Annotated in this window: 11 protein-coding genes; 5 read left to right on the top strand and 6 right to left on the bottom strand. The window is 72.9% G+C overall.

What is annotated here, in order from left to right; all coding sequences use genetic code 11:
- The first annotated feature begins 52 nt into the window (after window positions 1-52).
- Window positions 53-1,489 carry a glucose-6-phosphate dehydrogenase gene (locus JAV76_RS03190; RefSeq protein ID WP_198732572.1) on the top strand — a complete coding sequence of 479 codons (1,437 nt, stop codon included), beginning with the start codon at window positions 53-55 and terminating at the stop codon, window positions 1,487-1,489.
- Between the two features lie 45 nt (window positions 1,490-1,534).
- Here JAV76_RS03190 and JAV76_RS03185 read toward each other — a convergent pair whose 3' ends face one another.
- Window positions 1,535-2,587, bottom strand: a complete 1,053-nt coding sequence (locus JAV76_RS03185; protein ID WP_198732571.1) for a threonine aldolase family protein — start codon at window positions 2,585-2,587, stop codon at window positions 1,535-1,537.
- A gap of 69 nt (window positions 2,588-2,656) precedes the next feature.
- On the opposite strand from JAV76_RS03185, the gene JAV76_RS03180 reads away from it, so the two are divergent.
- Window positions 2,657-2,896, top strand: coding sequence for a hypothetical protein (locus JAV76_RS03180; RefSeq protein WP_198732570.1), 240 nt, complete (start codon window positions 2,657-2,659; stop codon window positions 2,894-2,896).
- Between the two features lie 57 nt (window positions 2,897-2,953).
- Window positions 2,954-3,871 (top strand): AEC family transporter, encoded by a 918-nt coding sequence (locus tag JAV76_RS03175; RefSeq protein WP_198732569.1) that lies wholly within the window; start codon window positions 2,954-2,956, stop codon window positions 3,869-3,871.
- Window positions 3,872-3,976: 105 nt separating this feature from the next.
- Here JAV76_RS03175 and JAV76_RS03170 read toward each other — a convergent pair whose 3' ends face one another.
- The 4 genes from JAV76_RS03170 to recQ all read right to left on the bottom strand — a co-directional run bounded on the left by JAV76_RS03170 (window position 3,977) and on the right by recQ (window position 7,399).
- Entirely contained in the window at window positions 3,977-4,243 is a 267-nt protein-coding gene (locus JAV76_RS03170; protein WP_198732568.1) for a GlsB/YeaQ/YmgE family stress response membrane protein, read from the bottom strand.
- A 239-nt stretch (window positions 4,244-4,482) separates the two neighbouring features.
- The gene (locus JAV76_RS03165; RefSeq protein ID WP_198732567.1) at window positions 4,483-5,046 is read right to left on the bottom strand and encodes an LURP-one-related family protein; all 564 of its coding nucleotides are present in this window, start codon (window positions 5,044-5,046) and stop codon (window positions 4,483-4,485) included.
- Window positions 5,047-5,090: 44 nt separating this feature from the next.
- Entirely contained in the window at window positions 5,091-5,357 is a 267-nt protein-coding gene (locus tag JAV76_RS03160; RefSeq protein ID WP_198732566.1) for a hypothetical protein, read from the bottom strand.
- Window positions 5,358-5,506: 149 nt separating this feature from the next.
- Complete coding sequence (gene recQ / locus JAV76_RS03155) at window positions 5,507-7,399, bottom strand: DNA helicase RecQ (RefSeq protein ID WP_372403095.1); 1,893 nt, start codon at window positions 7,397-7,399, stop codon at window positions 5,507-5,509.
- 123 nt (window positions 7,400-7,522) lie between these two features.
- Here recQ and JAV76_RS03150 point away from each other — a divergent pair, with 123 nt between their 5' ends.
- Together JAV76_RS03150 and JAV76_RS03145 are read left to right on the top strand one after the other, a co-directional pair.
- A complete protein-coding gene (locus tag JAV76_RS03150; RefSeq protein ID WP_198732564.1) occupies window positions 7,523-8,617 on the top strand; it encodes an S-(hydroxymethyl)mycothiol dehydrogenase in 1,095 nt (364 codons plus the stop codon).
- Window positions 8,614-9,246 (top strand): MBL fold metallo-hydrolase, encoded by a 633-nt coding sequence (locus JAV76_RS03145; RefSeq protein ID WP_198732563.1) that lies wholly within the window; start codon window positions 8,614-8,616, stop codon window positions 9,244-9,246. The genes JAV76_RS03150 and JAV76_RS03145 overlap by 4 nt, the downstream gene beginning before the upstream one ends.
- Window positions 9,247-9,284: 38 nt before the next feature.
- Here JAV76_RS03145 and JAV76_RS03140 read toward each other — a convergent pair whose 3' ends face one another.
- Window positions 9,285-12,707: a DEAD/DEAH box helicase gene (locus tag JAV76_RS03140; protein ID WP_198732562.1), complete on the bottom strand. Its 3,423-nt coding sequence runs from the start codon at window positions 12,705-12,707 to the stop codon at window positions 9,285-9,287.
- Window positions 12,708-12,710 lie beyond the last annotated feature (3 nt).

Genomic DNA, 12,710 nt, shown 5'->3' with positions numbered 1-12,710 from the left:
CGTCGTCGCCCGTAGCGTGGAGGGGACCCGTCGACCGACCCGAGGGAGCCCCATGCCTGCACCTGCCGACACACCGCAGACCACCACCGACCAGCCGCTCCTCCTCGTCCTCCACGGAGCACGCGGCGACCTGGCACGCCGCATGGTCCTCCCCGGCCTCGCGGAGCTCGCGGGGCACGGCCTGCTGCCCCGCGACTGGGCGCTCGTGGGTACGGGCCGTCACCCCATCAGCGACGACGAGTTCGCGGACCTTGTGCGGGAGTCGCTCGAGGAGTTCGGTGACGCGGGGCTGCGCACCGCCCCGGCGGAGGAGCTCGTGCCCCACGTCGCCTTCGCGAAGGAGGTCACGGAGGACGACCCGGGCGACCTCACGGAGATCCTCCTGCGACTGCGGGACGAGCTCGGCGACGACGACCAGCAAGCCCTCGTCGTCCACTACCTCGCCGTCCCGCCGTCCGCCTTCGAGCCGCTGACCCTGGCGCTCGACGCCCACGGTCTCCTCGACGGTTCCCGCGTGGTCTACGAGAAGCCGTACGGCACGTCGCCCGAGTCCTTCCGCGACCTCGACGAGCTCGTGCGGTCCGTGCTCGAGGAGGACCAGATCTACCGGATCGACCACTTCCTCGGGAAGGAGGCCACGCAGAACCTCCACGTCCTGCGGTTCGCGAACGAGCTGTTCGGCGGGGTGTGGGACAGGACGCACGTCGAGCAGGTGCAGATCGACGTCCCCGAGGAGCTCGACGTCGCCCAGCGCGCAGAGTTCTACGACGCGACCGGGGCCGCGCTCGACATGATCGTCACCCACCTGTTCCAGGTGGCGGCAGAGGTCGCGATGGAGCCCCCGCACGGCCTGGACGCCGACCACGTGGGTCCCGCGCGCGAGGCCGTGATGCGTTGCTTCCGCCCGCTCGACCCCGAGAACGACGTCGTCCTGGGCCAGTTCGACGGCTACCGGGACATCGAGGAGGTCGACGACGAGTCCGGGACCGACACGTTCGTCGCGGCCCGTCTGTGGATCGACAACGACCGGTGGCGGGACGTCCCGTTCCTGCTGCGCACCGGCAAGCGCATGGCGGCGTCCGCGCAGCGCGTCACCCTGGTGCTGCGGACCCCGGAACAGCTGTTCGGCGAGCCCGTGGGGCCCGGGCGGATCAGCCTGTCGCTCAAGGGTGACGGCGCCATCGAGGTGACGACGACCGTGAAGCGTCCCGGGCCCGACCTCGCGCTGGGCACCGGCACGGCGCGGCTCGCGCTCGACGACGTGACTCCGGGCGACCCGCTGTCCCCCTACGCGTCCCTGCTGCACGACGTGGTGACCGGGGACCGCACCCTGTTCACGACGGCCGAGGGGCTCGCCGCCGCCTGGGACGCCTTCGAGCCGCTCCTCGGGGACCGGCGGCCCGCTCCCCTGCCCTACGCTCCCGGGTCCTGGGGGCCGGAAGACGCCCGACGGCTCGCAGAGCCCGTGGGGTGGGTCCTCGGCAGCTGACCGTCCCTCGTCCGGCGGGCGCCGGTCAGCGCCCGCCGGACGGTCTCAGCGGCTCGGGTCGAGCTCGCGGCCCACGGCCGCCACGAAGTCGTCCACGTGCTCCTCGGTGGTGTCGAAGGAGCACATCCAGCGCACCTCGCGGCGAGGTGCGTCCCAGTCGTAGAACGCGGCGTGCTCCCGGAGCCGGTCCGCGGCGCCTGCCGGGACCGTCGCGAAGACGACGTTCGCCTGCGTCGGCTGCGTGAGGGCGAGACCGGGCGCACGACCGTCCGTCACGAGCTCCTCGAGACCGCGGCGCAACCGCGCGGCCATGGCGTTGGCGTGCCCAGCGGAGCGCGACCACAGGTCGCCGTCGAGGACCGCGAGCAGCTGTGCGGAGACGAAGCGCATCTTCGAGGTGAGCTGCATGGTCATCTTGCGCACGTAGTCGACGCCGTCGACGGCGGCGGGGTCGAGGACGACGACGGCCTCCCCGAAGAGGAGCCCGTTCTTGGTGCCACCCAGGCTCAGGACGTCGACGCCCACGTCGGTGGTCAGGGCCCGCAGGGGGAGCCCGAGGGCCGCGGCCGCGTTGGCGACGCGCGCCCCGTCCATGTGGACGCGCATACCTGCGGCGTGGGCGTGCTCGGTGAGCACCGCGATCTCGTCGGGGGTGTAGACGGTGCCGAGCTCGGTGGACTGCGTGAGGGAGACGGCGAGCGGCTGCGCGCGGTGCTGGTCGCCCCAGCCCCACGCCTCCTCGTCGACGGCGTCGACGGTGAGCTTCCCGTCGGGCGCGTCGACGGGAAGGAGCTTGAGACCGCCGACGCGCTCGGGCGCAGCGTTCTCGTCGTTGTGGATGTGGGCGTGCCTGCTCGTGACGACGGCGCCCCAGCGGGGCAGCATCGATGTGAGGGCGACGACGTTGGCGCCCGTGCCGTTGAACACCGGGTAGGCGGTGGCCTGGTCACCGAAGTGCCCGCGGACGACGTCCTGGAGGCGTGCCGTCCACGGGTCGGCACCGTAGGCGCGGGCGTGGCCGGTGTTGGCCTCCACGAGCGCCGCAAGGACCTCGGGGTGGGTGCCGGCGTAGTTGTCGGAGGCGAAGGAGTGCTGCACGTGACTCACTCTAGGTGGCAGCGGCGGACGTGGTGCGCACCCCGCCGGGCCCGGTGGTTGGATGGTGGCGTGGCGACCTACATCGCACGGATCACCGTGCGCGACGACCTCGACGACGACACCGTGGCGGGGATGGCCGACGCCCTGCAGGCGCAGGGTGACCCGGAGGTCCTCCCGGACCGCGTGGTGTTCACCGTGCCCGGTGAGGCCCCGGACGGGACGACGGCGTCGGTCGCCGCGTCACAGCACGCGGGCGAGGTCCTCGACGGCTTCGTGTGGGACGTCGACGTCGTGGAGACGTGGGCCTGAGCGCCGCACCCGCCCGGCGTCCCGGGCGAGGCCGCGCCCGGGTGCGAGGATGACCCGGTGCTGGGGGTCCTGACAGGTTTCGCGATCATCGCGACGGTGATCGGTGTCGGGTACGCCGTCGGGCGCACGGACCTCCTCGGCGACCACGGTCGCCCGGTGCTCGCCCGGCTCGTGTTCTTCGTGCTCGCCCCGTGCCTGCTCTTCACGGTCCTCGCCGACGCGTCCGTCGGGGACCTCTTCTCCCCGCTCCTGGCCGTCTCCGCGGGAGCGGCGGTGCTCACCTTCGTGATCCACGCGCTCGTCGCGGGCCTGGCGTGGCGCCGCGGGGTCTCCGAGACCGTCGTGGGCGCGCTCTCCGCGGGCTACGTCAACGCGAACAACATCGGGATCCCGGTGGCGGTCTACGTGCTGGGCGACCCCGCCTACGCGGCCCCGGTGGTCCTCGTGCAGCTGCTCGTCTTCGCGCCGCTGGGGCTCGCCGTGCTCGACGCCCAGGCCCGGGGGCGGGTCTCCCTGGGGCGTCTCGTGACGCAACCTCTGCGCAACCCGATCATCGTCGGGTCGGCGCTCGGGCTCCTCGTGGCGCTCACGGGCGTCGTGGTGCCCGCGCCGGTGATGGAGCCCTTCCGCATCGTCGGCGCGGCCGCCGTGCCGCTCATGCTCATCGCCTACGGGATCTCGCTCCACGGGAAGCGCGTCCTGCAGCCCGGGTCGGGCCGACAGGACGTCGTCCTCGCGTCGGCCCTCAAGCTCGTCGTCATGCCGGTGCTCGCGTGGGCTGGGGGACATGCGCTGGGGCTGTCCGCGCACGATCTCTTCGTGGTGGTCGCCCTCGCCTCGCTGCCCACCGCCCAGAACGTCTTCGTCTACGCCCAGCGCTACGGACGCGGCGAGGTCCTCGCGCGGGACACGATCTTCGTCACGACGCTGGGCGCGGCCCCGGTGCTCGTCGCGGTGGCCGCGCTCCTGCGGTGAGCGGGGCGGGCGGCGCCCCGGCCGGACCGACGACGAGGGCCGCCCGCGTGGTGCGGACGGCCCTCGTGCGGGACCGGGCGTCGAGCCCGGCGGGGTGGTGCAGGATCAGCGGCGCGAGCTCTTGTTCGTCGCGCCCATGTAGATCGAGATGAAGACGATCGCCATGACGATGGAGATGATCCAGCGGATCCAGTCGATGCCGGCGGTGTCCTCGACGCCGATGAGGCCCGCGAGGAAGGACCCTGCGAGCGCACCGAGCGCGCCGAGCAGGATGGTCCAGAGGATGCCGATGGGCTGTGAGCCCTTCATGAACAGCCGTGCGAGGGCTCCGATGACAGCACCGAAGATGATCAGACCGATGAGCTCAACCATGTGAGGCCTCCTCGTAGTGTGGCGTCGCTTAGATCACGACGTCTTCGAATGTCAACCCCCAAAGCGTGACAGGTTCACCCGAGGTCCGCATGTCGAACGAGGGCTCTGTGACGCGCGCCACCTACCTGCGGTATGCGGGTAGGAAGTCCTGTCACCGGGGCCCGGTGGTGCGGACCGTCGGACGAGGTCGGACGAGGTCGGAACAGGTCGGAACAGCGGCGGCCACCCGTGCCGAGGACCTACCGCCCCTGGAGCGCGTCGAGCCCGACCGCCATCGCGGCCGCGACCCTCCCGTCGAGGCGTCCACCAGGGACCGTCACGGTGTAGCGGTCGCGCAGCGAGAACTGGCGCTCGACGGACAGGACGAGGTTCCCGGCCGGGTCGTGGAAGTCGAAGTGGTACGCGAACGGGAGGTTCACGACGCGCCGGACGACGGCGACGAGCGCGTTGCGCTCCTGACCCCGGGCGGTCACGCCCGCGGCCTCGAGGTTCCACGTGGACCGCAGCAGCGAGCTGCCGAAGTCCTTCTTGAACAGACCGACGGGCTGCCCTGCGGCATCCATGACGTCGTACGTGGCCGCCAGGTCGATCGCCTGCCGCGCCTTGAAGGAGAAGACGGGCGTCGACCGGGAGTCGTCGGTGAAGAACGTCACCTGCTCCTTGAACGCGAGCCGCTTCTGCTGCGCGACGGCGAGGAGCGGGCCGAGCTCGTCGTCCGGTCCCAGCGCGTGGACGGCGTAGCGGTTGACCATCATCGTGAGCTTCTGACGGACGGCGAAACGTTCGATGCGTGCGAGGCTCACGGTGGCTCCAGGGTGTCGAGGGTGCGTCGCACCCTACCCGGTCGTCAGTGGTGCTGGGGAGGGGTCCCGTCCACGCTGCGCAGCCGCGGCCCGCGCCTGGTCGGGTCGGTCGCGAGCGTCACGATCTGCGGTGCGACGTCGTCGGGCCCGCCGGACGGCTGCGCGAGGACCATGAGCCGGGTCACCGGTTCCGCGTGCTCGTCGCAGAGGTCGAGGGCGACGGAGCGGCCGTGGGCGCCGAGCACGACCGCCGTGGTGGACCGGTCGAGCGCGCTGCACACGTCGCACACCGTGATCTCCAGCTTGGCCATGTCGGTTCTCCCTGCATCGTCGCTCGTGCGCCCCCGCACGGAGCGATCGACTCGCTCACGTGAGGATGATCCTACGCACTCGCGGAACGGCAGGGCACGGGTTTCGTGCGACGTGCACGACACCCCCACGAGGCGCCGAGCACCGGGCGCTACCCCTCGTCCGTGAGCGCCGCGAGGACACCTGCGCCGAACTTCTCCAGCTTGGCCGCACCGACGCCGCTCACCGTGCCGAGCTCGTCGAGGGTCGACGGCTGTCGTGTCGCGATCTCCCGCAGGGTCGCGTCGTGGAAGACGACGTAGGCGGGGACGCCCTGCTCCTTGGCCGTGGCCGCCCGCCACGCACGCAACCGCTCGAAGATCGCAGCGGCACCCGGTGCGAGGTCCACGACGGCGGCCCCCCGGGAGGCGCGGGTCCTGGCGGCGCGCGACGGGCGCGCCGCCTCCCGGCGCAGCGCGACCGTGCGGGCGCCCGCCAGGACGTCGGCGCTCGCCGGGGTGAGGCAGAGCGTGCCGTACCCGTCGCCGTCGACCCCGAGGAGGCCGCGGGCGAGGAGCTGACGGACCACACCTCGCCACTCCGTGTCGGTGAGGTCCGACCCGATGCCGAAGGTGGTGAGCGACGTGTGCCCCAGCTGGGTCACGCGGGGCGTCTCCTTGCCGAGGAGGATGTCGACCAGGTGCCCCGCCCCGTACCTCTGCCCGCGGTCGCGCTCGAGGCGCACGACGGTGGAGAGGAGCTTCTGGGCGGGCACGGTCCCGTCCCACGTCTCGGGTGGCGCGAGGCACGTGTCGCAGTTGCCGCACGGCCCGGACTCCTGCCCGAAGTACGCGAGGAGCTGCACGCGGCGGCACTCGACGGTCTCGCACAGCGCGAGCATGGCGTCGAGGTGCGCGGACAGTGCCCGCCGGTGGGCGGCGTCGCCCTCGGAGGAGTCGATCATGCGTCGCTGCTGCACGACGTCCTGCAGGCCGTAGGCGAGCCACGCCGTCGAGGGCTGCCCGTCACGCCCGGCGCGCCCCGTCTCCTGGTAGTACCCCTCGACGGACTTGGGGAGGTCGAGGTGGGCGACGAACCGGACGTCGGGCTTGTCGATGCCCATCCCGAAGGCGATGGTCGCCACCATGACGATCCCGTCCTCCCGGAGGAAGCGGGACTGGTTCGCGGCGCGCACGCGGGCGTCCAGGCCTGCGTGGTACGGCAGCGCCGGGATCCCGTGCGCGACGAGGTGCTCGGCCGTCTGCTCCACGGAGCTGCGGGACAGGCAGTACACGATGCCTGCGTCGCCGGGGTGCTCCGTGCGCAGGAGCTCGAGGAGCTGGGCGCGCGGGTTCGCCTTGGCCACCACGCGGTACCGGATGTTGGGCCGGTCGAAGCTCGCGACGAAGTGGCGGGCCCGGGTGAGGTCCAGGCGCTCCGCGATCTCGGCGTGCGTGGTGCGGGTCGCGGTCGCGGTGAGGGCGATCCGCGGGACGTCGGGCCACCGCTCGTGGAGGACGGACAGCCGCAGGTAGTCGGGCCGGAAGTCGTGCCCCCACTGGGACACGCAGTGCGCCTCGTCGATGGCGAACAGCGACACGGTGCCCCGGTCGAGCAGCGCCAGGGTCTCCGGCACGCGCAGCCGCTCGGGTGCGAGGTACAGGAGGTCGAGGTCACCGTCGACGAACGCCTGCTCGACCGCGCGACGCTCCGGCGGGGACTGGGTCGAGTTGAGGAACCCGGCCCGCACGCCGAGCGCGGACAGGGCGTCCACCTGGTCCTGCATGAGCGCGATGAGCGGTGACACCACCACGCCCACCCCGGGGCGCACCAGCGCAGGCACCTGGTAGCACAGGGACTTGCCGCCACCGGTCGGCATGAGGACGAGGGCGTCCCCGCCCGCGACCACGGTGTCGATGATCTCCGCCTGGTCGCCGCGGAACGCGTCGTACCCGAACACCCGACCGAGGACCTCCAGGGCCTCCGGGGCCGCGGACGCGCCACCGCCCCGGGTCTCGGCGACGGCCGCGGCGACGTCGCCGACGGGAGGCGCTGGTGGGAGCACGGACGAGGCGGACGACGGAGAGGTCGAGGGAGGAGCCACGCCTCCACTGTAGGTGCGGGCGCGGACAGCGTCACCGATCCGACGTAGCCTGTGGAAGAAGACCGCCCGACCGAAGGAGAACCAGTGCCCTGGACCGTGAACGGCGTCGTCGCACGAACGAAGGGGGCGCCCGTCGAGCTCGTCGAGATCGTCGTCCCCGACCCCGGACCGGGCGAGGTGGTCGTCGACGTCGCGGCGTGCGGCGTCTGCCACACCGACCTCCACTACCGGGAGGGCGGCATCACCGACGACTACCCCTTCCTCCTCGGCCACGAGGCCGCCGGGACGGTCTCCGCCGTCGGACCCGACGTGACGAACGTCGCCGTGGGCGACACCGTCGTCCTCAACTGGCGCGCCGTGTGCGGCGAGTGCCGCGCATGCCGCCGCGGACGACCCCAGTACTGCTTCGACACGCACAACGCCGCCCAGCCCATGACGCTCACGGACGGCACCCCGCTCACCCCCGCCCTCGGGATCGGGGCCTTCGCGGAGAAGACGCTCGTCGCCGCCGGCCAGGCCACCAAGGTCGAGCCGGGCGTCGACCCGGCCGTCGCGGGCCTCCTCGGCTGCGGGGTCATGGCCGGCATCGGCGCCGCGGTGAACACCGCACCCGTGCAGCGCGGCGACACCGTCGCCGTCATCGGCTGCGGCGGCGTCGGGTGCGCCGCGGTCGCGGGCGCCGACCTCGCCGGGGCCCGCCGCATCATCGCGATCGACCTCGACGACGCGAAGCTCGAGCACGCCCGCACGGTCGGGGCCACCCACACGATCAGCTCCCGCGGGCTCGACCAGGACGCCGTCGTCGCGGCGATCGCCGAGCTCACCGACGGGTTCGGGGCCGACGTCGTCATCGACGCCGTCGGGCGCCCCGAGACCTGGAAGCAGGCGTTCTACGGACGGGACCTCGCCGGGACCGTCGTCCTCGTGGGGGTGCCCACCCCCGAGATGATGCTCGACATCCCGCTCGCCGACGTCTTCGGGCGCGGCGGCGCCCTCAAGTCGTCGTGGTACGGCGACTGCCTGCCGGAGCGGGACTTCCCCGCCCTGCTCGAGATGTACGGCCAGGGCAGGCTCCCGCTCGACGCGTTCGTCACCGAACGCATCCCGCTGACCGACGTCGAGGAGGCGTTCGAGACCATGAGCACCGGAACCGTCCTGCGATCGGTGGTCGTCCTGTGACCGCGCGCATCGACCACCTCGTCACGAGCGGCACGTTCTCCCTCGACGGCGAGACCTTCGACGTCGACAACAACGTCTGGCTCGTCGGGGACGACGAGGAGGTTCTCGTCGTCGACGCCCCGCACGACGTCGACGCCATCGTCGACGCTGTCGCCGGACGACGCGTCGTCGGCATCCTCGCCACCCACGCCCACGACGACCACGTGCGCCAGGCCCCCGCGCTCGCCGAGCGCCTGGGCGCCCCGGTCCTCCTCCACCCCGACGACGCCGAGTTGTGGCGCCTCACCCACGGGGACGACGCACCGCCCACCGAGGACCTCACCGACCGGCAGGTGATCACCGTCGCCGGGACCCCGCTCCACGTCCTGCACACGCCCGGCCACACGCCCGGGTCCGTGTGCCTCTACGCGCCGGAGCTCGAGACGGTCCTCACCGGTGACACCCTGTTCGCCGGCGGCCCCGGCGCCACGGGGCGCAGCTACAGCGACTTCCCGACGATCGTCGTCTCGATCCGCACCCGCGTGCTCACGCTCCCCAGCGGGACGCGCGTCCTCACGGGGCACGGTCCGTCGACGACGGTCGACGACGAGGCCCCGCACCTCCAGGAGTGGATCGCGCGCGGGCACTGACGCGCGGCGCCGCCCGCCGACGTCCCGGCCGAGCACGGTCAGCCGAGGAGCAGCCGGACGTCGGCGGCGGTGAGCCCCGCGCCGCCCGCCGCACCGGAGCCGTCGAGGACGCTCCCGACGAGCTCGGACTTGGCGGCCTTGAGCGCCATGACCTTCTCCTCGACGGTGTCCGCCGCCACCATCCGGTAGACCATGACGGTGCGGTCCTGGCCGATGCGGTGGGCACGGTCCACGGCCTGGGCCTCAGCGGCGGGGTTCCACCACGGGTCGAGCAGGAAGCAGTAGTCGGCCGCAGTGAGGTTCAGACCGAAGCCCCCGGCCTTGAGGCTGATGAGGAACACCTTCGTCTCGCCCGAGGTGAACCGCTCGATGGCCTCGGCGCGCCGACGGGTCCGCCCGTCCAGGTATGAGTGGTCCACGCCTCTCGCCTCGAGGTGGTCGCGCACCCGACCGAGGAAGCGCGTGAACTGGCTGAACACGAGCACGGTGTGCCCCTCGGCGAGGACGTCGTCGAGCATCTCGAAGAGCACCTCGAGCTTCGACGACGGCACCGAGACGTGCTCGTCGTCGACGAGGCTCACGTCGAGGGCGGCCTGGCGGAGCACGGTGAGGGACCGCAGGACCTCGAACCGGTGCTCACCGAACTCCTCCACGAGGCCGAGGACCTTGGTGCGCTCGCGCTGCAGGTACCGGTCGTAGAGCTCCCGGTGCCGGGAGCTCAGGGTCACCTCGAGCACCTGCTCCTGCTTGACGGGCAGCTCCGGCGCGACGTCCTCCTTGGTGCGCCGCAGGACGAACGGCGCCACCCGGCGGCGCAGCTGGGCCAGCCGGGGGCTGCTGCGCTCCTTCTCCACGGGGCGTGCGTAGTACTCGGCGAACCGCACCGGGCTGGGGAAGAGCCCCGGGCTGACGACCGAGAGGATGGACCACAGCTCCATGAGCGTGTTCTCCAGCGGCGTCCCGGTGAGCGCGAGCTTGAACGGGACGTCCAGGCGGCGGGCGCACCGGTAGACCACGGAGCGGTGGTTCTTGACGAACTGCGCCTCGTCGAGGACCAGACCGGCCCACGCGACCGCCTCGTACTCCGCGACGTCGAGCCGGAGGAGCGCGTAGGACGTCACGACGAGGTCGGCACCGGCCACCGACGCGGCGAGGGGTTCTCCGCGACGCGCCCGCGTGCCCGTGACGGTCCGCACCACGAGACCGGGCGTGAATCGCCGGGCCTCCGCAGCCCAGTTCTCGACGACGCTCGTCGGCGCCACGACGAGGAACGGTGTTCGCGGACCGGCCCCCGGGTCGTGCTGCTCGACCACGTGCTGCACGAGGGCGAGCGTCTGCAGGGTCTTCCCGAGACCCATGTCGTCCGCGAGCACCCCACCGAGGCGGTTGCCGTGGAGGAACGCGAGCCACTCGAACCCCTCCTGCTGGTAGGCGCGCAGCTCCGCGCGGAGACCGGACGGCGGCTCGACCCGCACGGGCCTCGCGCCGTCGGCGAGCGCCCCGAGGGACGCCCGCCAGGCGTCCGCCTGGGCGTCGACGATCCCCAGGGACTCAAGCTCCTCGAAGAGTCCCGCCTGGTACCGGTTCACCCGGAGGGTCGCACCCATGGTGTCCTGCAGGCCCTTGGCCTCGTCGATGAGGTCGCGCAGCCGCAGGAAGCGCTCGTCGTCGAGGGAGAAGTACGTCTTGTCGACGAGGAGGATCTTGGTCCTCCCGAGCGCGAGCGCGGTGAAGATGGTGGCGAGCGGCACCACCTGGCCGGCGACCCGGACGAGGATGGCGAGGTCGAACCAGTCGCGCGTGTCGGGCAGCGTGGAGGTCCGCACGGAGACCTCCACGTCCGTCTCGAGCCGGTACGTCGCACCCGCCACGTCGCCGTCGACGAGGACGTCGAAGCCGGGCACGGTGTCGGCGAGCGCGTGCAGGACGGGGAGCTCCTCGGTGAAGAGCTCCGCGGTCTCGATGCCCTGGAGCTCCTCGTCCCCGAGGCCCTCGGCGGCCTGCGCGAAGATCTCCCGCCCGCGGGCCCCGGGACGGGGTCGGCGGCCGGTGTGCGCCCGTCGCAGGCGCTGCAGGCGTGGGGAGGACGCGCTCACCTGGTCGAGGATCGCGGTCTCGGCCGCCTGGTCGCGCATGGGGTGGGCGAGGACGGAGCCGACGGCGAAGTCGGGGATCTGCTCCTCCGGGGTGTCGCTGTCGTAGCGCCACCGCCACCGGAGGCGTGCCCGGTCGCCGGGGAGGTGGGTCACGTCGAGCCAGAGGTGCGGGCGGGGTCGTTCGGGGAGGTGGACACGGGGGTCGAGGTGGACGGCGTCGACGGTCTCGTCGAGGGCGGGGACGACGTGGGCGAGGAACCGGCGCTCGTCGGCGACCGGGACGTGGAGGGGCTCGGCACGTGCGAGGAGTGAACGGGCCGGGTCCTGGGGCGGGGTCCGGAACCGCGCGAGCTCGATCCGGCTCTCCTTGGAGGGCGCTGCGGTCCCCGACCAGGTGACGATGCCGGTGACGGGGTCGCCGAGCATCGCGATCGAGGTGCGTTCGAGCGGCTCGTCGGTGCCGGCGGGGACGACGTCGACGTGGACGTCGAGCCCGGTCGCGGTGCGGACCACCACCAGCCGGGTGGTCGGTGGGGCGTGCGGGAGGACGACGGGCGTCTGGGCCTTGTCGGCGCACACGACCGGGAGCCCGACGCGCCGGGCCTCGTCGAGGAGCGCCCAGAGCGCGGCGCTCGGGAGCACGTCCGCGTGCACCCACCGGGACGGTGTGCCGGGGACGGCGTCGTCCGTCGCCCCGGCGAGCCCGCGCAGCGCCTTGAGGACGTCCACGTGCTCGTCCGGGTGGTCGACGCCGCGGTAGTTGAGGTACCGCACCGCGTCCCAGGAGACGCCGGTGCGGACCCAGCGCCCGCGGGCGCCCCGGACGACAGGACGCATGCCGAGACGCACCCGCGGGCCGCGGTTCGGGTCACCGGCCGTCCACCGGGTCCCGGTGCGGGGGGTGGTGGTCAGGAGCTCGAGCTGGAGGCCGATCTCCTCCGGCACACGCTGCCGGGCGCCGCCGGGAACGTGCCGCGTGTCCGACCCGGGCACCGGGTGGCCCTGGCCGATAAAGCCCGCGAAGGTCGTCTCCCACTCCGCGGCGCCCTGCCCGGGTGCGCCACCGTCCGTCCCGGTCGGGGTGACCGCCCCGCTCGCGACGAGCAGGACCGCGGCGACGTGCTTGCAGTCGACGCGGACCGGGCACGAGCACCGGCCGGCCACGGGGGCGGCATCATCTCCCGGCCCCGACATCTCGACGACCGCGACGTACTCCTTGCCGCCGGAGCCCCTCACGTGCCCGACGATGCTCGTGCCCGCCCGGTTGCGGGCCGTCGTCAGCACGTGCCCGGCCGTCGCGTAGGCGACGCCCCGTGCGAGGACCTCGGGTCCCACGAGGTCCGAGACGTCGGCCGGGGTGAGCATCGT

It is taken from the genome of Sanguibacter suaedae (assembly GCF_016342785.1).
Classification (GTDB): domain Bacteria; phylum Actinomycetota; class Actinomycetes; order Actinomycetales; family Cellulomonadaceae; genus Sanguibacter; species Sanguibacter suaedae.
Note: the sequence above shows the minus strand (reverse complement) of the source record. Positions and strands in the feature narration are given on the sequence as shown.

Bases quoted from the DNA above. Each gene is read 5' to 3' on its own strand.
- JAV76_RS03160 (WP_198732566.1), bottom strand. From the start codon at position 5,357: ATGGCCAAGCTGGAGATCACGGTGTGCGACGTGTGCAGCGCGCTCGAC.
- JAV76_RS03190 (WP_198732572.1), top strand. From the start codon at position 53: ATGCCTGCACCTGCCGACACACCGCAGACCACCACCGACCAGCCGCTC.
- JAV76_RS03140 (WP_198732562.1), bottom strand. From the start codon at position 12,707: ATGCTCACCCCGGCCGACGTCTCGGACCTCGTGGGACCCGAGGTCCTC.
- JAV76_RS03170 (WP_198732568.1), bottom strand. From the start codon at position 4,243: ATGGTTGAGCTCATCGGTCTGATCATCTTCGGTGCTGTCATCGGAGCC.